We start from the raw sequence: 19,439 nt of genomic DNA on the forward strand, positions 1-19,439 counted from the left end.
CTCCATTAATGAGTCTTTGAACTCCATTAATGAGTCTTTGAACTCCATTAATGAGTCTTTGAACTCCATTAATGAGCCTTTGAACTCCATTAATGAGCCTTTGAACTCCATTAATGAGTCTTTGATATTAAATACGTTACGTAAGCGAAACTCGTCGTAGACATCGCACCTTTGCCAAAACCTACCAGCTAGCCGACGATCGGATCGCAATCAGCCTCAGTGCCCTACTAGACAAAACGCACACCAATTATGATTAGTGTGCGTCTGCGGTTAGATTTTAGAAATTCTCGAACTTAGCGATCGCATCCTTCATCTTATCCACCACCTCATCGACAGGTATAACTCCCAATTCTCCAGAGGCGCGGGTACGGATACTTAAGGTGTTGGTTTCCACTTCCTTAGCTCCCACCACAGCCATCACGGGTATTTTTTCTTTCTCTGCATTGCGAATCTGTTTACCCAAGCGATCGCCACTGGTATCAACTTCTGCACGGATGCCCAATGCTCTCATTTTCGCAACTACATCTTTAGCAAAGTCTAGCTGTGTATCACCCACTGGGAGTAATCTAGCTTGCACTGGTGCTAACCACAAAGGAAAATCACCCGCATATTCTTCAATTAAGATCCCAATTAGCCGTTCCAGTGAACCAAAAGGCGCACGGTGAATCATCACTGGACGTTTGCGAACACCATCTTCGGCAACGTACTCTAAATCAAAGCGTTCTGGCAAAATGTAATCTACTTGTACAGTTCCTAATTGCCACTCCCGTTCTAGAGCATCACTAACAATAAAATCTAGTTTCGGCCCATAAAAAGCTGCTTCTCCAATTCCTTCAAAATGTTCCATCCCCAAGGTTTCAACTGCACGGCGAATAGCATTCTCAGCCTGGTTCCAAGCTTCATCAGAACCAATATATTTATCACTAGCTGGATCGCGGAAACTCAGTCGTGCTTTGAAATTCCCCAATTGCAAAGTCTTAATCACTGACAATATTAGATCGACTACCTTGAGGAATTCGCTGTCTAACTGTTCTGGGGTGACAAATATGTGGGCATCATCTTGAGTAAAACCCCGCACCCGTGTTAAACCGCCCAATTCCCCTGATTGTTCGTAGCGGTAAACAGTACCAAATTCTGCAAGCCGCATCGGTAAGTCCCGATAGGAACGCAACTCACTTTTATATATTTGGATATGAAAGGGGCAATTCATGGCTTTGAGAACAAAGCCTTGATCCTGTGCAGCAGCTTCTGAGTTTTCTGCCATCATTGGGAACAGATCGTCTTTATATTTCTGCCAGTGTCCAGAGGTTTTAAATAAATCCACTCTGCCAATGTGAGGGGTGACAACCTGCTGGTAGCCACGTTTGATCTGTTCTTGCTTGAGGAAGTCTTCTAAAGTACTCCGCAACAAAGTACCTTTAGGTGTCCATAAAGGTAAACCCGGCCCTACTAGATCGGAAAATATAAATAATCCTAGTTCCTTACCCAGTTTCCGGTGATCTCGCCGTAGCGCTTCTTCTTTACGTCGCTTATATTCAGTGAGTTGTTCTGGACTTTCCCAAGCGGTGGCATAGATGCGTTGTAGTTGGGCTTTGGTTTCATCCCCACGCCAATAAGCGCCAGCAACGCTTTCTAGTTCAACTGCTTTCGGGTTTAATTCACTAGTATTTTCCAGATGAGGCCCCGCACACAAATCCCACCATTCATTCCCCAGATGGTAAATCGTAATTGGTTCGTTTTTGATATCTCCCAGAATTTCTAGCTTGTAAGGTTCATTAATTCCTTGAATCCGGCGTTCGGCTTCTTCGCGGCTGACTTCTTCCCGAATTACTGGCAATTTACGATTGATAATCTTCGCCATCTCTTTCTTGATGGCTTTAAGATCGTTTTCGCTAAATGGTTCTGGATTATCGAAGTCGTAGTAAAAACCGTTTTCAATCCAAGGGCCGATTGTAACTTGTGCCTTGGGAAACAGCTTTTGTACTGCCATTGCCATAACATGGGAAGCAGTGTGGCGAATCTTTTTTAAGTTCTCCGATTCGCTGGTACGCGGTAAATAAATTTTTTCAACTTGTTCTGACTGTTCGGACTGATTCGATGATTTTAGCGACATTGGCTGCTGAACCGTTGGCGAAGTGATTACAAAAGGTGATTTATCTAAATCTGTAGGCTTATTCAACTATAACGACTTTGGTTTTTGCCAGTTAAGCTTTATCAACAAAGAATTCACAATAGTCACAAGTCAAAATAAATTTGAATTCGACTGGCGTAATAAATAAAGGGGTTTAAGACTCCGCTAAATATATTTTCTTTAATGGTGTTTCTAGGTGGCGGGTTTGAATTCCCCACTATTTTGATTCTGAGTCCTGAATTCTTCTTCAATCCAAAGATAAATTTTTGCTTTTTTACCTGAGTGTCAAATTCAGGATTGCCTGCGTAGGCGTAGCCCGTCGTAGACATCACTAAATTTTCTTATGAATTGCAACTCGATGTCATATATACCTATAGATGCCTGTCCAAAGGCACTGTACAAACCAGATATCAAGACTATATAATTAAATTTGTGTTATTTGTTACAAATTTTTATATCCGAGAATTATGAGAGGAATCAAAAAAATGTTAAGAAACGTAAATAACGTTAATATTAGTAAGCAAGTTTGAAATATACCTCTTATTTATGTCAGACTCAAATTTACCAGGGACTGAGTTGCTGAAAACGGTTTTAGATCCGCTGCTGGAAGATTTTCAGCATTGGTTTACGCGATCGCGCCATTTACTCGAAACTGAGGAACTATCATTTATGAGCGACCAAGAGCAATCTGACTTGCTCTTACGCGTCAAGCAAGCGCAGGATGAATTAAATACGGCGAAGATGCTATTTAATGCAACGGATAAACAAGTCGGCATTGATATGGCAACGTTAATGCCTTGGCATGAATTAGTAACAGAATGCTGGAATGTCGCAATGCGCTTTCGTCAAGAACGTGAAGTCTAAGCAACGCTTGGGAGCATCTGCCAAATTTCGGCAAACTACTTACACTATGTCTCTTGACTTACCAAAAAAGCGTCTACGCAAGATGGTAAATTAGTCGTTAAAAAGATAGTAGAAAATTCTTAACAATTTCTTAACATTATCTTGATTAACAAAAGAATGTATCCTATGCTACCGTTAAGTAAAATAACGGTTGACAAATAGCTCCATATAAATGTAAGCGCATGAAAAGTGCCTAGAATGCTCGTCTCAACTGTGAGTCACAGTATCGGCGAAACAAAGTGTTACAAAATAAAATTTTAAAAATTTGCTGTTCTGGAGGAAAATACAATGTTACATCTGCTTTACATTCTTGCTTTTACAATCCTTGCATTTATAGCTGTTGGCAACTTAATTCGTAACCTGATTATGTTCAGTTTTGATCGGGAGCGAACTTACCCGACAAATTCCTCATCAATGAGTAACCAAGGCAACTATGGTTATTCATCTAAAAAACAGTTTGTACCCCATCCAGAGTTATTAGATAACGCTGGAAACTTAATTAAAGAGCCACTTTTGGTAATGCGTTCGATTAACGTTGAAGATGCGCGTCAACATCTTGATGCACTTTACGAAGCATCCCCAGGACAGAAAAGAGAAAATTCCGAAGAAGCATAACAAAGTTGGAGACGCGATTAATCGCGTCTGTTAGTAGTTTGGGTGTAAATTATTGTTGTTTTTACATCCTCAACACTTTGATTAGCAGAAATTTATTCCCATATCAAGAAGAGTGAATGTAGATTTATTGCATTTTGTTAAAAATACTTAATTTGTGGACGATTGAACTCATCATTGTAAGGACTGCGATCGCAGGCAGATACAATTTTCATTCTTGAAGATGTGATTGAGGATTTGAAACGAGTAGCGCTGTTGTTAGGATTTTCTGGTTATCAGCCATTAGTCAGTGCTTGTATCGAAACAAAGACTCAGAGACGATATTGAGCAACTTGAGGGTAATACTGTTTCTATTTAACGAATTTTCAATTCTTTTTTGGCACTTTTCAACTGTCTCCAGAGGATATGAATTTGTTTGTAAGCCTCTTCTGGGGAAAGTTTACCACTAGTTTGGAGGCTGCAAATGTAGTTTACCCGTTGAGAAAAATCTTGAAGATTAGCGTTAAATACTAGATACTCTGGTTTAAATTGTCCATAATATGGACTACGAGGATATAGAAAATCGCATAGTTCGGATAGCAAATCAGATTGTCGGTTCATAAGTATTTAGAGTATTACGGATTAGAAATTATCTAATTGGAAAATTTTAACAAAGCTTTTGCCGACCCTTTTGACAAGCATTACAGAAAGAAGTTTGAGGTTTAAAGTCAAGACAGCCGAACGCTTCCTCAGAACAAGCTTTAATTGGATGTACAGTACACTTAAGGCGATAGTCATTAGTGAAATATTCACAAGCATGACAAGGAATTTCATGTAGCTTTTTTAAATGATTTATCCCTTGTTTTAAGGTAAACCAGATACTCAAAATAAAGAAAATCAAAGTGGCCCAAGCAAATGAAGCACAAAAAATTGTAGCCAGCATAAGTTATCCTCCTAAAGATTAGAAAAAAGTGCCCGCAGTCAACTGCTTTTAACCGCAGGCATGAAATATTATTTAGCTGGTGTTGAGTGAAACTAAATTAACTGAGTCAGTAGGTAGACATAAATCAATATGTCATTGCCTAAGCAATCTAATTATTAACTTGACGCAATGAGCGCCAAGAATGCCAAACTTAGTGAACGCCAATACATCAAGGAAGAACTTAGTCCAGAAAGTCATCAGGACTGCTTGTGCTACATGAGCGCTGATAAATAAGCCAGCGAGGTTGGCAAAGCAGGCGTTACCAACCCACCAATCAAATTTGACATTAGGATTGCCGTATGTATGCATTTCTTACTAGGTGGGTTTATTGATATAAATACTGATTCAATCAGGACTTAATTTCAGCCGTTGAATGTTGCATCAGCAGATAAAGTCGTCTTTTACAGGTGGAGATAGCTTAAACTTTTAGACTTGAATAAACTGAATCTGAATGATGTGGAAATTGTCAGAAATCGAGAATCTGTTTTGCTACAAGAGTCGGTTGAAAGAAGTGAAAAAAATGCTGTCCTTGTTGATATTCCCAACAGCAATCGCCTTCCATTAAATAAGGTCGCCATCCTTGCAGAACCTCACATTCTGCGATGATATCGTCAGTGCTACCACAAACCATTAAAGGTAAAGGTACAGGATAGCTCGGCACGTATAGCCGTTTAAACAACGAGTGAGGCGAGAGCGAACAATCTAAGTCTTGCTCTAATTTATAGTAAAGACGTAGAATGCTACGTCTTTACTATCATGGGTACTAAATCACTAGATGATTAAATCGAGTTGATTGCGATCGCACCGAATAAAGCAATACTAGTTAATAGCAGATAAGCGAAGATTGCTCCACCAATTCCACCAATCAAAAAGCCCTCAGTAAATTGACTCCATTCGGCGACAGTATTGATGCTCTGTGGAACTTTGGCAACTGTTGCAACCGAAACCGATCGTGAATAGATTTCCTGTTGTCTTTCGTAGCTAGTAGTGCCATAAAGCGAAAAACCAATTGTCAGGATGATAATCAAACTGCCTGTGGCTAGTAAACCAACCAAGCTGCCCACATTAGAATTGCGTAATAAACCTAATGAACCTAATGTCGCAAAGGGGCCAACTAGCCAGTAACCATGAGCCATGCCAATTTCTAATCCCCGCCACAAAGCAGATATACCAGGGCGGTAAATTGGCAAGTATTTGAGAAACTTCAGCGTCAGATCAGAAGAATTGACTACGGTTACTTGATTCCTCGTTTGGCGCTCTACACGTGGAGGCTGAACCATATCACCATTTTTAAAATCAAATCCGCCTGCGATCGCACGAGCGCGGAGAGCGTGCCAAATGTGACCTAACAGAAACATCAGCGCTAGGACAAAATGGAAAGTTACCAACCAACCACGAGCAGAAACTATACCAGCAGAAGTTTCTATAGCTTTAACTGGGCCATAAAAAACTTCGGGATAGACGGTGTTATTGACTGAAGCAAAGTATGCTGCTAAAAAGCCCATGTATGCTACAGCACCAATGCTGTAAGATAAATATGCTTCCCCTGAGTAAATCAAAATTCGGCGTGCCCAAGCAAATGGCTTAGTCAAGATGTGGAAAATACCACCGCCAATTAACATCAAACCAACCCAGATGTGACCGCCAACAACATCTTCTAAGTTATCAACAGCAGCCAATCCCTCTGGTCCCCAAGCCCCAAATAGGTAGCCAAAAATACGGAACGGATTAAGTGTCGGATGATTGATTATCCTGACATCTCCACCGCCAGCTACCCAAGGATCAAACAGTCCACCCCAAAACATCGCCTTAGCAACTAAAGTCAAAGCACCTAAACCTAAAAGCGTTAGGTGAATGCCCAAGATGGTAGTCATCTTGTCCTTATCTTTCCAGTCATAGCCAAAAAAGCCAGCCCAAGTGGGATTATCTTGTAACACCTCTGGCCCTAGCAGAGAGTGGTAAATACCACCAGCTGCCAGAATCACTGAAGGTATCAGATGTAAGACGCTGATTACAAAGTAGGGATAGGTACTAATAACTTGCCCACCAGCACCGACACCCAAACCTAGAGTCGCTAGATGAGGCAGTATGATTAACCCTTGCTCATACATTGGCTCATTAGGGTTGAAGCGCGACAGTTCAAACAGCGTCATCCCTCCAGCCCATAACAAAATCAATGCAGAATGGGCAACATGAGCGCCTAGTAATTTTCCTGATAAATTAGTGAGACGAAAGTTACCAGCCCACCAACCAACATCAGGTATCTGTTGCTTATATGGGCTATCTTCAATTACTGCTGTCATTTATAGTACTCCTTGAGAATTTTTAGCAATTTTGTTGAGGTTCTACTTCCAGATAATTGCAAATATCTTGCATTAACTGGAATTTAGCTAATTGGTTGCGGAATTACCGCTTCCTGACTCACCCTACCTTTGCGAAAATCGAACCCACGCGCCCGCAAGGCGTGCCAGATATGACCTTGGAGCAAGAAGAAAGCTAACCAAAAATGGGCATTAGCTAACCAAGTCCGGGCAGTTACAAGGTCAGGGTCAGGTGATGAAAAGTACGGCACGATATTCTGTCTAACTACAAGCGCCGGCCCATAAAAAACTTCAGGATAAACAGTGGTGTTTACCGATACAAACAGAGTTGCAATAAAACCCATCAGTGCCAAAGCGCCCAGACTGTAAGAAAGGTAAGCTTCTCCAGACCAAACAAATAGTGGATGCGTCCAACTAAAGGGCTTAGTAGCTATGTGGAAAAGTCCACCAATAATCAACATTGCACCAACCCAAATATGTCCACCAACCACGTCTTCTAGGTTGTCAACGCCAGCAATCCAGAATTTCCTAATTGCGCCAAACAGATAACCAAAAATGACGGCTGGGTTTAATGTCGGATTTGTAATTACCCGCACATTTTCAACATTTGGGTCGTACAAACCGCCAAAGTACATTGCTTTGGCGACTAACAATAATGCACCACAACCTAGTAAAACCAGATGTATACCAAGGATTGTGGTCATTTTACCCGTGTCTGACCAGTCGTAGCCAAAGAAAGGAACTTTACCCTCCAATTTTTCTGGGCCACGCAGGGAATGAAAGATTCCTCCAAAACCCAAAAAAGCTGAGGAAATTAGATGCAAAGCTCCAATTACAAAGTAGGGATAAGTATCCACAACTGCACCATTTGCACCAACACCCCAACCTTGAGTAGCTAGATGAGGTAGCAAAATTAAGCCTTGCGAGTACATCGGTTCTGCTGGATTAAAGTGGGCTAGCTCAAATAAAGTCATAGCTCCTGCCCAGAAAACGATCAGACCAGAATGAGCGACGTGAGCGCCTAGTAATTTCCCTGATAAACTGGTGAGTCTGGCGTTACCTGCCCACGAAGGCGAGTCGGTAAGGTCTTGCTCCACCGACAGCGGACTTGTAGAAGTTGTCATTTTACATCCATCCTTCTATTGAGAATATTATTCAATAGACTTAGAAAAAAGTCTACACTAAAATCTAAATTAATAAAAGAAAGTCTCATTAATAATTTTGAATGCAAATGAAAAATTAATTACATTTCAATAAGTTTGGTGTTAATGATATTTGACTCTGGAAGATTCCCCCAAACCCTATCAGTGACTCCTGACATTATGGATAATTTGTCAATAAGTAATAGTGCTTAAAGTGCCTATCGTATTATTTATTGGGTTGAGGAAGACAACAAACAGGTAAACATTGCAAGGTTCTGGCACACATCAAGATTCAGCGTTGAATTGTAATTGTAAACTTTTACAAAAAAACGTATTGACAACGTAAATACATCTTGCCTAGACTATGAGGTATAGATGTATTTTTCATGCTTAATGGTGTCACCTTCCTTTGGAACGAGGAGAAAGCTCGGATTAATCCTAGTAATCATGACGGCATAACATTTCAGCAAGCCGTAGAAGCTTTCTTCGATCCGTTTCTAGTGGTGGTTGATGCAAGCCGCAATGATGAGGAGCGGGATGCTGTGATTGGCTTGGACAGACGATGGAATCTTCTGTACGTCGTCTACATTGAGCGTGAAAAGGACATGATTCGGATCATATCGGCTCGGAAAGCGACGCGCAAGGAACGTGAATACTATGAAAGCTGAAGATTTAAGAAAGCGACTCGATAAAAATCGTCCAATGATAACAATTACAATTCGTATTCCCGAAGATGTGATTGAGGATTTGAAGCGAGTAGCACCATTATTAGGGTTTTCTGGTTATCAGCCATTAGTTCGTGCTTACATCGGACAAGGACTTCGATCTGATCTTGAGCGACTTGAGGGTGATACTGTTTCTACATTGATTGCCAGCCTGAAACGGCATGGTGTGAGTGATGAGATAATTCGTGAAGCACTCAGCGAAGCTACTGGGCAACACAGCAACAGTTAGTAATGGCAGTAAGAGAAAAGCTAAATCCAGCTGAGTAGTGAGAGTTATCTGCTTGTGTTCTAGGTTACTAGTATAAAATAAACTTTGATCTATTATTTAAAAGTGCATTGACCAGATTTGAGTTCATAGTAGATGGGCCACCAGTATCACAACAGGCTTGTAAGCGCGGTAAGGGCAATCGGCTTCAAGATTGGAAAAAGACAGTGCGACAAGAGGCTGAAAAATACTGGTCTTCGGAACAAAAAACAGCTACTGGGTTGGTTATGCTCCAGATAACCTATTTCTATGATTCTGTTCAAATAGATGTGGACAATATAGTGAAACCTATTCAAGATGCAATTAAAGGATTAGCCTACGTTGATGATAACCAAGTAAGCGATCTCGTAGTTAGAAAAAGGAATTTGTCAGGTAACTTTAGAATAGAAAATATGACCTCGACATTGGCGGAAGGCTTTGCCCGTGGCAATGAGTTCTTACATATTGTCGTAATTGATGCTCCTAACCAGGAGGTACTTACTTGATGGAAACTCCAACCGCAAACTTAGAAAGAGAACGATTACTAAAACTAGCAGATGAGTATAGGGAGAAGGGATACGAAGTTTTTTTTCATCCAAATCCAGAAGATTTGCCTGACTTCCTTAATAACTATCGCCCTGACATGATAGTACGTCGGGGAGAAGATAATGTAGTTATTGAAGTCAAGTCACGCTCCTCACTTAACTCTTCTTCTAATCAATACTTAGGTAATTTAGCTCAAGCGGTAGAAAAACATCCTGGTTGGAGATTTGAATTAGTAATGACCAACCCAGAGGATACAACCTATTCTCCCAAAGCAGAGGCTTCTCTTCAAGAACATGAAATAGAATCACATCTGCAAGTAGCAAGGCAACTTACAACGCAACATCCAGAATTAGCTCTCTTATCTTCTTGGTCTTTAGTAGAAGCAACTTTGAGACTTATTGCCCAAAAGGAAGAGCTAAGTTTACAAAGATTTGATCCACGCTACTTAGTAAAGCAATTAGCAACTGAAGGTGTAATTTCAAAATCTGAGTATCAGTTACTAATGAATGCACTCCCATTACGTAATTCCATTGCTCATGGCTTCAAAACTACACAAATTACGCCAAATTCTGTATATGAATTGATCGAGCTTACAGAACAACTCTTGAGAACTCTACACACTGGCGATGAAGCAGGCTAACACTGCGTTGGTTGAAGTGGATAGCACTGCGCGATGTCTACGACGGACTATGCCTACGCACCAAGCATATCAGCCTAAAATAGGGAGTGGTAAATTCCCTACTCCCTACTCTCTCTCTAAGCTTCAATAACTACCCGTAAATTACCCCGTTTTTTCGCAACGCGACAAGCAGTCGTAGTCCCAGAACGCTCAAATTCCAAATCGAGGATGGTGGGGCCGACTCGCAAATTATGAAATGATAGGCGATTAATCGATTCTGGCAAAGCCGGGTCGATTATTCGCAAGCAGTTATTTTGAGCGTCAGGCACCAAGTTGACCATCATTTGCAGTAGTTGGAAAATACTACCAGTAGCCCAAGCTTGGGGAGTGCAGGCAACTGGATACTGCACAGGGGCATTATCACCGTTGCGTTCGTAGCCGCAGAAAAGTTCTGGAGGACGTTGATAGGGTTGCTGCTGAGTCATATCGAATAAACCTTGGAATATTTCTAGGGCTTGATCGATAAGACCGAGCGATCGCAATCCCATTGCAATCAGAGCGTTATCATGAGGCCAAACCGAACCAATGTGATAACCCATCGGATTATAAGCGGGTGACAAACTACTTAGAGTCCGAATGCCCCAACCATTAAACATATCTGGTGCCCGCAACCGTTCTGCTACACTATGAGCTTTTTCGTCTGTGAAGAGTCCCAAATGCAGACAATGACCAGGATTTGAGGTAATACTGTCTACTGGCTTACCATCTCCATCCAAAGCCAGGGCGCAGAAATCTTGATCTTCTACCCAAAAATCTCGATTAAAACGAACCTTAAGATTTCTCGCCTCTTCTTGCCAACGATCTGCCAAATCAAGCCGCTTCTTCATCCTAGCTATTTCTGCTAGACGCATTTTTGCAGCATAGACGTAAGCTTGCACCTCACAGAGGGCAATTGGGCCGTTGGCTAATTCTCCCTTGCGGTCTACAACACAGTCGCCGGAATCTTTCCAACCTTGGTTAACAAGACCGCGTTTGGATCTACGGAAGTAGCTGAGGTAGCTGGTTTCTTTGGTATTGCGATCGATCCACTCCATTGCAGCTAGAGCATTGGGCCAAAGTTGCTCTAGGAGTTCTTGATCGTTAGTCCAAGCATAATGTTCGGCATAAAGCAGCAGCCACAAGGGAGTGGCATCAACTGTACCGTAGTAAGGTGTATGGGGAATTTCTTCACAACGAGCCATTTCTCCCAAACGTAACTCGTGCAAAATCTTACCCGGTTCTTCTTCGCGCCATTCGTCATCGATTTTACCTTGGTATGTCGCCAGTAATATCAGAGTTTCCTTAGCGATTTGCGAGTTTAACATCAGGCTTTGAGAAGCTGTAATCAGCGAATCTCGCCCAAATAATGTTGAAAACCAGGGTACTCCAGCGGAAACAGTCTTATGCTTACCAAAAGACTGGCGCAACAAATACATATCTTGTTCAGCCCGCTCAATCACTCGATTGAAGGTACTCTTATCTGAGCTAATGCGGGTAATTTGTTGTACCCAGTGTTGCTCCTCCATCCACTCAGCAGCTTTTGCCTGTCCTAATGTGGTGGCGGCGCTCACGGTTGAACTGGACTGGTTGTTTCTCAACATATTCACTCGGTAGCCCAGCTTTTGAGTTTCGTGAGAAGCCAACTCTAGCTGCCAAACCCCAGTGTAACCTTTGAAATAGTCTGGTTGCCGATGCTGGAATAGAATCCGGGATTCCATCACTGAGCCATCCAAACCTTGATAGGCGAGTGTTAAGGATTCTTCTCTATAGGCAGATGGCTCTTTAGGTACTGGTGCAACACCATCGATGTGAGAAGATGTTCCTTCCTCAGTCGTCGGTTCTACTAGGCGTAAAAGCCGACCTCGTTTTTCTCTGTCATAGCCCCGGACTTCAAATAAATCAAGAAAATCCGCATCAAAGCTGATGGTTAGTTCAAAATTGACAGTAGTTGTGCTGTAGTTAGATATTTCTATTTCTTCAAATAATGCTCCATTCAGCACGATTTCTCGGCGAATTCCTACGGTTTCGGCTTTTAGGCGTTCCTCAATTCTAGGGTTGGTACACAAAACTGAGAGTGAAAACCCTTTTTCGGCAGTACTACTGAGGAGTACAGGCGATCGCCCTTCAATTTGCAACTCCAAGCGATTTAGAAATCTCGTATCACAACAAAACAGTCCCATACTGGGATTGCCATCGTTGATGGAACAGCCAGAAATATTCCCGATAGTATCTGTCACAAAAAATAAATCATCATCTTTAACCGTTAGTGTCGGTTGCGATCTTTCAGCCACAACACAAGGCCACTCCGGGATCGGTAACTGTTCGGCAGGAATAAAAGTTTTTCCATCCAGAAAAATTTTTTCTGGGGTGATTAGCGTATCCGGTGTCATTAGACAAAGTTCCGTGTACAGGTCTATATTTTTGTGGTCTTTTGAGTAGAAGTCTCTTACCCAAGAGGCAGAGGGAAAGAATAAATACCCTTTTGCTTTGAGACAGAGCGTCGCAAAAAGAAAGATTTGTGTCGAGACACGTAGTTTAAACAAAGGACAGTGTATCGTAGAGAGACAGAAAGTGCGGAGTCAGATCAGCAATCTTGCCTTGCTTTTACAGCGCTTTTCAAGTAATTGAACTACACTACTCCCTACTCCTTGTCTTAGTCTTGATCTAAATACCTGAAAACCTCTGTAAATATGCGGTTTTCTCTTTGCCCCATCCTCTCTGCTTCTTGTTCATCCTCACAACTTCCGAAAAAAGACGCTCTTTAAAACTCGTTTGAGCTATTCGAGCCAAAATAATCCTGACATATTGCTGACAAAATAGCAGCGCTCATATCCATATAAACATAAGTAAATCTTATTAAAGGAGGTAGGAGGCAGACTCTCCTCAGCAATAACTGCCTTTGTCGATAAATTTATATTTTTAGGACTTACGCATTGACAGGAAAAACTAAAGATGGGGTATAGATTTCAGGCATTAAACCTTTATTTTTCGACACTTTTTAGGCGATCGCTATTTATCAAAGAATGATTGATAAAAGCCTGAAACGACATATTTTCGTTAATTCACAAGATAACAAATTTGTACAGTGCGTAAGTCCTAATTTTATAAGTGTGAGGTCAAGACTTAAAACTGAGGGTTTTGAGATAATTTATTAGCCGTTGAACTTTCAAAGACACAAGGTATATAGTATACTCAGTGAAAATGTGAAGCTTACGGTTTTTGTTGGACATAGACAAAATCGTATTCTTTACTAGAATACGATTTTGTCTTAAATATCTTTGGTATTTGATTAGACTAATTTATGATAATTAATTAATTAATTGATTAAGTTTAATCACTAATTATTGATTAAGTTATGTGAATTTTACAGTCATGATTTTTGGGTAAGAAAATTTCTTTAGCAAGCATAAATCAACGTCGGCAAAATAGGCGATGTCTACGACAGGCGATTTTGCCGATGCATGGACTGTAAATCAATCGTCTGTGGTTATTAGCGAACACAGTAGTTCAAACCATACAATAATTAATATTTTAGTACTTATTCCTGAAAGATTTTACCTGTGCAAGCAAAAGCATCAGTTGCCCTGAATGTATATTGGGCGTAATAGGTTGTCAATCAACAAATCAAGTGTACCCACGCCCCTTAGTTGGTAACAAAGTGTTGCGACTGCTTTGGCGAAAAGCGCTTTTTAGCGTTCTTTACATATTGCAGCTGTCTATTTAACTTGAGAGTCCCTTGGAATTTGTACAATGCAGCTGTGACGTGGATCTGATCGAGGTTGAGCGTTTAACAATAATTCATGAGCATTTCGACTTCTGTGCTGAGTGATCTGCTAAAGTCCCTACCCTACTTGCGGCCCCAGCTATATTTTAAGGCTTCACTAACGGCGCTCTCCCACGCGATGGAAGATCAAGTTTTGGCTGCGACTTTAGCACAACCCCTTGTAATTGCTAGTTTCCAGCGAGAGCGATTCTACCGACAAGAAGCTCATCGCTACCTGCGACTAGCCTTACGGAGTAACCAAATATACGTATTATCTGCTCCAGAAACGGATTTCACGAACAGTTCGGAACATTACGAAAAAGTGGCTTTTGAGCCAACGGATGGCTTAAGTCAGGAGTGGCATTTGGTAGTGATCGCTGACAATTATGCTACTTGTCTGGTTTGCCGAGAAAACCTTGGTTCTCTTGCCAAAAACAAGCAACTACCGGAACTAAGCCCTAATCTAGATATAGACACAGCCCGAAGATTTGAGGGAATTTGGACATCAGAAAGGGGAGTTAGCCTCAAAGCAGCCGAATTGCTGTTAGATAGGGTTTTGGTTTACAGACCAGAACTGACAAATAAAATTCAACAGGCACGTCAGAGGTTTGGCATCGGGGAGCCGCGAAACCACTCTGGAGCCGAACAGGTAAACGAGTATGCCTGTGACATTGATACAGATCCCTTTGTGCAGCGCTTAGTAACTTATTTGCAAGCTAGTCAGTACAAATTGCACAAAGCCTACCGTTCTATTGCTGCTCAAGCACGAAAAGAACGATTAGTCAACTCAATTAGTACTGCCATTCGGCGATCGCTCGATCCTCACGAAGTTCTCCAGGTGGCGGCACAAGAATTAGGGCAACACCTAGAAGCTTGTCGGTGTTTAATTTACCGCGCTCAAGCCACAGATAGCCAAGCGATAATTGAACACGAGTTTTTGACTCCCGGTGTTTTATCTGTTTGTGGGCAAACATGGGAGTTAGAGAAAAATTCACTATTTCGGGACATTGTGGAACAAGGCGAAGGTGTTTGTGTCAGCGATACGCTGAGTGACCCTCGCGTTACCAAATCGCCAGGACTTTCCACCATCGCCAAAAAGTTTGCCATTCGTTCTTGGCTGATGGAACCAGTGTTCTATCAGGGGCGATTATTGGGGATTGTGGAGTTACACTACTGCCAGATGCCACCGCACGAGTGCCAACCTGGCGAATTGGATTTGATAGAAGCGATCGCTACCCAAGTAGGAGCAGCTCTCATCCAAGCGGAAGCTTACGCTAATCTAGAAGAACTTAACCAGCAACTAGAAGCCCTAGACCGCACCCGCAGCAACCTCATAGCCATCACCGGACACGAACTACGTACCCCCCTATCCACAATTCAAGTGTGTCTGGAAAGTCTTGCTAGCGAACCGGATATGCCCTTGGAGTTGCAGCAGGTCATGCTCAACACCGCTCTTTCCGACTCGGAACGGATGCGAAAACTGGTACAAGATTTCCTTACACTTTCCAACTTGGAAAGCGGCCGAGTGGAATGGCATCCAGAATCCCTCACCTTACAAGAATGTGTGGATTTAGCACTCAGCCGAAATCGCACGCGTTCCTCAATGGAAAAGCCGCCCCAAATCAAGACTCAAATTGCCGAAAATCTACCTCTGGTCAGAGCTGACGGTGATTGGCTAGTCGAGGTACTGGCAAAACTCATGGACAATGCTTTGAAATTTACGCCACCCCAAGGAGAAATCACGATTAAAGCGATTTACAACAGCCGTCAAATGGTCGAGGTAACTGTAGCTGACACTGGACGCGGCATTGAACCAAATCGTTTAGAAGTAGTTTTTGACCGCTTCTATCAAGAAGAGGGAGCGTTGCGCCGCACCACTGGCGGGACTGGGCTTGGTTTAGCAATTTGCCGTCAAATTGTTAATGGCTGGGGTGGGCAAATTTGGGCAGAGTCAACTGGTAAAGACCAAGGTAGTCAGTTTCACTTCACCATCCCGATTGTTCGGAGTAGCCAAGAGGAAAAGCGGACAAAAGTCAAGAATAAATAGAACTGGGTATTGGGCATGGGGTATGGGGCATGAGGTATGGGAATTAATTTTTAACAAATGACAAAGAACAAAGGATAAATGACTAAAAACTGTTACAGTCTATGACGCGATCGCAATATGATCCTGGTTGCGGTGTTAGGATTCCCTAAAAACGTTGAGAGAATCAATCTTTATGGCAGAAACACTCTCTGGACAAACCCCGCTATTTGCTGGCAGCACTGGTGGTTTGCTAAATAAAGCAAAAGTTGAAGAAAAGTACGCTATCACTTGGACTAGCCCGAAAGAGCAAGTATTTGAATTGCCTACAGGTGGTGCTGCTATTATGCAAAAAGGTGAAAACCTGCTGTATGTAGCTCGTAAAGAATATGGCATCTTTTTGGGCGGTCAGCAACTCCGTAAACTCAAAATCACAGATTACAAAGTTTACCGGGTTTTACCCAACGGAGAAACTACCTTACTTCACCCAGCCGATGGCGTCTTCCCTGAAAAGGTGAATGAAGGTCGTGAAAAAGTGCGTTATGTCCCACGCAGCATTGGGCAAAACCCCAGTCAAGCACAACTCAAGTTTAGTGGTAAAGCTACCCACGACGTATAGGGACTAGGGATTGGGGACTGAGAACTGGGAACTGGGGACTGGGAACTGGGAAATCCTTCTGATACCCAATCCCTAATCCCTAATCCCCAATCCCCATTACCCCTTATCCCCAGAGGGGCCCCACCTTACCCAATGCCCCATTCCTAAGCAATTTATGGTATTCCCCGATTTCTCCGAATTTTCTCAGCTAGCTCTACAAGGCAACTTCGTCCCGGTATATCAAGAATGGGTGGCGGACTTAGACACGCCCGTATCTGCTTGGTATAAAGTTTGTGCGGGTCAGCCTTATAGCTTTTTGTTGGAATCGATAGAAGGTGGGGAAAAGTTGGGACGCTATAGTTTAGTAGGCTGCGATCCGGTGTGGGTTTTGGAAGCAAGGGGCGATCGCACGACTCAGAAAAACCGCGATGGTTCGCAGGTGGTTTTTGCAGGCGACCCTTTTACAGCTTTAGCCGAATGTTTAGCACCTTATCACCCAGTGAAATTACCACAGCTACCGCCAGGAATTGGCGGTTTATTTGGGTTTTGGGGCTATGAATTGATTCAGTGGATTGAGCCGCGTGTGCCAATTTATCCACCAGATGAGCGAAATATCCCTGATGGGTTGTGGATGCAGGTAGACCACCTATTGATTTTTGACCAGGTGAAGCGGAAAATTTGGGCGATCGCTTATGCTGATTTACGCGACCCGAATGTAGATTTCAAAGTAGCATATCAACAAGCTAGCGATCGCGTCACCCAAATGCTCGAAAAGCTGTCTCTACCCCTATCGCCACAAAAAACTCGATTGGAATGGAAACCGCCAGGGAGTACAAAAGCAGAGGAGCAGGGTAGCAGAGGCGCAGAGGAGTATCAAAGTAATTTTACCCGCCCTGATTTTTGTGTCAGCGTTGAGAAGGCGAAAGATTACATTAAAGCAGGTGATATTTTTCAAGTAGTAATTTCCCAGCGACTATCAACAGGATACACAGGCGACCCTTTTGCCCTTTATCGCTCCCTACGTCAGATAAATCCTTCGCCTTACATGGCTTACTTTAACTTCCAAGATTGGCAAATCATCGGTTCCAGTCCTGAAGTGATGGTGAAAGCTGAAACCGATTCAGATGGTGGAATAATAGCGACGGTACGCCCAATTGCTGGGACGCGTCCACGAGGTAAAACCACTAAGGAAGATGCGGCCTTTGCTGAAGATTTACTCCAAGACCCGAAGGAAATTGCCGAACACGTGATGCTTGTAGATTTAGGGCGGAATGATTTGGGGCGTGTTTGTCAAAGTGGTAGCGTCAAAGTCGATGAATTAATGGTGGTTGAACGCTACTCCCATGTGATGCACATTGTTAGCAATGTTGTGGGGAAATTAACAGTTAGTAAAACAGCATGGGATTTATTGAAAGCTTCCTTCCCAGCAGGTACGGTAAGCGGCGCACCCAAGATTAGGGCGATGGAAATTATCCACGAGTTAGAGTCTAGTCGTCGGGGTGTTTATTCGGGTGTGTATGGATATTACGATTTTGAAGGACAATTAAATACTGCGATCGCAATTCGCACAATGGTAGTGCATGATAATACAGTGAGCGTACAAGCCGGTGCAGGTTTGGTAGCTGATTCTGAGCCAGAGAAAGAATACGAAGAGACGCTGAATAAAGCTAGAGGTCTATTAGAGGCGATTCGTTGTTTGCGTTGAAGTGGGGACTGGGGACTGGCAATTGCGGAGAAAAATAATAACTCCTAACTCTTAACTCCTAACTCAGCACTCAGCATTCAGCACTTATGAATTGCACACTGGTTTTTGTTACTTAATTGTAAAACCGGGCTTGATATAAGTACAGTAACAGTTCGATCTGCTATATAGGCATCCAGACCAGACTTTAAAAGTTGATGTACCAATACCCTTCTATTTTGAATTACATAGGTTTTACTTTAATGAATATTGCATGGCGGTTTTTGCTAGATCCCCAAGGCAAAATATTCTTTGTAGCGATTGACTTGCTGGCTTCTCCAAAAGAACTGCTGAAGCTAGTACGTAAATAGAGAACTAGATTAGTTGCTGCTTAAGCGTGGATGAGTAAACGAGCGTAGTATGATGTCTAAGCTAGTAATGAAAAGTTTGTAGTAAGCACTTTAGTGCTTAGAAAATCAAGGACTAAAGTCCTGACTACGAACTTGCTTACCCATCATTTAAACTTGACAGACTAGTAAGCCTAGCCCGTCGTAGACATCGCTACCTCACCACGCTTAAGCAAAAGAAACTGATAACGGCTTTTTTGGTATCTTCATGCTGCGATCGCCATTGAAAACAACCGATTCCATCAGCGCTCTTTTAAAAGATTATTAAATAGTTTTCAGCGAATACGGACTTTTTTACGTATTATAATATACAAAATTTTAAAAAGTAGTATTGACTTCTAGAACCTTTCTCGCTTAACAGCATCTCAACTATTCTTTACTTGTTTATATTTAAATAACAATATATCTTTTGATAGAGTAATAAATTATTCATCTACCAAGAGTAATAGATTATCAATGACTTTTTTCAATCCCTCGGAGCCGCTCCTGCGTGAAAAACAGCAAGAGCTAGATTTTCAAGATATTCAAGGTCTAGTCTGTCTAAACTACGAAATTGGAAATTTCATCCTCTTTTCAAAGTTTTCTCTCAACGGGACTAATTATGACCGTTAGTTTACTGTTACTAGCAGAATTACAATGGGATATGCAATCTTCAAGTGATTACAACCAATTAACCCGAATTTCTCACAAACTCAGAAAAAAGCGGAGGTTAAAACTGGTAAAA

At 42.2% G+C, this 19,439-nt stretch carries 17 protein-coding genes and 3 pseudogenes; 11 read left to right on the forward strand and 9 right to left on the reverse strand.

The features are described 5' to 3' along the window. Both ACFE93_RS28985 and thrS read right to left on the reverse strand, forming a co-directional pair. A pseudogene (locus ACFE93_RS28985) lies at positions 1 to 210 on the reverse strand (hypothetical protein); the annotation flags it as partial. Between the two features lie 67 nt (positions 211 to 277). Beyond that, positions 278 to 2,113: a threonine--tRNA ligase gene (gene thrS / locus ACFE93_RS28990; RefSeq protein WP_375478680.1), complete on the reverse strand. Its 1,836-nt coding sequence runs from the start codon at positions 2,111 to 2,113 to the stop codon at positions 278 to 280. A gap of 564 nt (positions 2,114 to 2,677) precedes the next feature. Here thrS and ACFE93_RS28995 point away from each other — a divergent pair. Next, positions 2,678 to 2,995 (forward strand): DUF2605 domain-containing protein, encoded by a 318-nt coding sequence (locus ACFE93_RS28995; protein WP_375478652.1) that lies wholly within the window; start codon positions 2,678 to 2,680, stop codon positions 2,993 to 2,995. Positions 2,996 to 3,322: 327 nt separating this feature from the next. Further along, positions 3,323 to 3,649, forward strand: coding sequence for a DUF2973 domain-containing protein (locus tag ACFE93_RS29000; RefSeq protein WP_375478654.1), 327 nt, complete (start codon positions 3,323 to 3,325; stop codon positions 3,647 to 3,649). Positions 3,650 to 4,000: 351 nt separating this feature from the next. Here ACFE93_RS29000 and ACFE93_RS29005 read toward each other — a convergent pair whose 3' ends face one another. From ACFE93_RS29005 to ACFE93_RS29030, 6 genes and pseudogenes are all read right to left on the reverse strand, one after another. After that, entirely contained in the window at positions 4,001 to 4,246 is a 246-nt protein-coding gene (locus ACFE93_RS29005) for a hypothetical protein (protein WP_104905416.1), read from the reverse strand. 46 nt (positions 4,247 to 4,292) lie between these two features. Next, positions 4,293 to 4,568, reverse strand: coding sequence for a hypothetical protein (locus ACFE93_RS29010; protein WP_104905417.1), 276 nt, complete (start codon positions 4,566 to 4,568; stop codon positions 4,293 to 4,295). Positions 4,569 to 4,781: 213 nt separating this feature from the next. After that, a pseudogene (locus ACFE93_RS29015) lies at positions 4,782 to 4,916 on the reverse strand (chlorophyll a/b binding light-harvesting protein); the annotation flags it as partial. A gap of 157 nt (positions 4,917 to 5,073) precedes the next feature. Continuing rightward, positions 5,074 to 5,268, reverse strand: coding sequence for a hypothetical protein (locus ACFE93_RS29020; protein ID WP_375478657.1), 195 nt, complete (start codon positions 5,266 to 5,268; stop codon positions 5,074 to 5,076). Between the two features lie 118 nt (positions 5,269 to 5,386). Further along, on the reverse strand, positions 5,387 to 6,910 hold the full coding sequence (locus tag ACFE93_RS29025; RefSeq protein WP_375478659.1) for a chlorophyll a/b binding light-harvesting protein: 1,524 nt from the start codon (positions 6,908 to 6,910) through the stop codon (positions 5,387 to 5,389). A gap of 83 nt (positions 6,911 to 6,993) precedes the next feature. Continuing rightward, positions 6,994 to 8,052 carry a chlorophyll a/b binding light-harvesting protein gene (locus tag ACFE93_RS29030; RefSeq protein ID WP_375478661.1) on the reverse strand — a complete coding sequence of 353 codons (1,059 nt, stop codon included), beginning with the start codon at positions 8,050 to 8,052 and terminating at the stop codon, positions 6,994 to 6,996. 404 nt (positions 8,053 to 8,456) lie between these two features. Here ACFE93_RS29030 and ACFE93_RS29035 point away from each other — a divergent pair, with 404 nt between their 5' ends. From ACFE93_RS29035 to ACFE93_RS29050, 4 genes are all read left to right on the forward strand, one after another. Next, positions 8,457 to 8,738: a BrnT family toxin gene (locus ACFE93_RS29035; protein WP_375478663.1), complete on the forward strand. Its 282-nt coding sequence runs from the start codon at positions 8,457 to 8,459 to the stop codon at positions 8,736 to 8,738. Next, on the forward strand, positions 8,728 to 9,024 hold the full coding sequence (locus ACFE93_RS29040) for a hypothetical protein (RefSeq protein WP_375478682.1): 297 nt from the start codon (positions 8,728 to 8,730) through the stop codon (positions 9,022 to 9,024). The genes ACFE93_RS29035 and ACFE93_RS29040 overlap by 11 nt, the downstream gene beginning before the upstream one ends. A gap of 107 nt (positions 9,025 to 9,131) precedes the next feature. After that, the gene (locus ACFE93_RS29045; RefSeq protein WP_375478665.1) at positions 9,132 to 9,545 is read left to right on the forward strand and encodes a RusA family crossover junction endodeoxyribonuclease; all 414 of its coding nucleotides are present in this window, start codon (positions 9,132 to 9,134) and stop codon (positions 9,543 to 9,545) included. After that, positions 9,545 to 10,225 carry a hypothetical protein gene (locus ACFE93_RS29050; protein ID WP_375478667.1) on the forward strand — a complete coding sequence of 227 codons (681 nt, stop codon included), beginning with the start codon at positions 9,545 to 9,547 and terminating at the stop codon, positions 10,223 to 10,225. The genes ACFE93_RS29045 and ACFE93_RS29050 overlap by 1 nt, the downstream gene beginning before the upstream one ends. Before the next feature lie 116 nt (positions 10,226 to 10,341). Here ACFE93_RS29050 and ACFE93_RS29055 read toward each other — a convergent pair whose 3' ends face one another. After that, complete coding sequence (locus ACFE93_RS29055) at positions 10,342 to 12,633, reverse strand: glycogen debranching N-terminal domain-containing protein (RefSeq protein ID WP_375478669.1); 2,292 nt, start codon at positions 12,631 to 12,633, stop codon at positions 10,342 to 10,344. 1,042 nt (positions 12,634 to 13,675) lie between these two features. Between ACFE93_RS29055 and ACFE93_RS29060 the strand changes: the two genes are divergently transcribed. The 5 genes and pseudogenes from ACFE93_RS29060 to ACFE93_RS29080 all read left to right on the forward strand — a co-directional run. After that, on the forward strand, positions 13,676 to 13,831 hold the full coding sequence (locus ACFE93_RS29060; RefSeq protein WP_375478671.1) for a hypothetical protein: 156 nt from the start codon (positions 13,676 to 13,678) through the stop codon (positions 13,829 to 13,831). Between the two features lie 212 nt (positions 13,832 to 14,043). Beyond that, a complete protein-coding gene (locus ACFE93_RS29065; RefSeq protein WP_375478673.1) occupies positions 14,044 to 16,053 on the forward strand; it encodes a DICT sensory domain-containing protein in 2,010 nt (669 codons plus the stop codon). A gap of 172 nt (positions 16,054 to 16,225) precedes the next feature. Next, positions 16,226 to 16,648 (forward strand): photosystem I reaction center subunit II PsaD, encoded by a 423-nt coding sequence (locus tag ACFE93_RS29070; protein ID WP_375478675.1) that lies wholly within the window; start codon positions 16,226 to 16,228, stop codon positions 16,646 to 16,648. 154 nt (positions 16,649 to 16,802) lie between these two features. Then, the gene (trpE, locus tag ACFE93_RS29075; RefSeq protein ID WP_375478677.1) at positions 16,803 to 18,332 is read left to right on the forward strand and encodes an anthranilate synthase component I; all 1,530 of its coding nucleotides are present in this window, start codon (positions 16,803 to 16,805) and stop codon (positions 18,330 to 18,332) included. Positions 18,333 to 18,571: 239 nt separating this feature from the next. After that, positions 18,572 to 18,679, forward strand: a pseudogene (locus ACFE93_RS29080) (Red carotenoid-binding protein); the annotation flags it as partial. Positions 18,680 to 19,439 lie beyond the last annotated feature (760 nt).

The sequence above is a fragment of the uncultured Nostoc sp. genome (genome assembly GCF_964247315.1).
In the GTDB taxonomy this organism is placed as follows: domain Bacteria; phylum Cyanobacteriota; class Cyanobacteriia; order Cyanobacteriales; family Nostocaceae; genus Nostoc.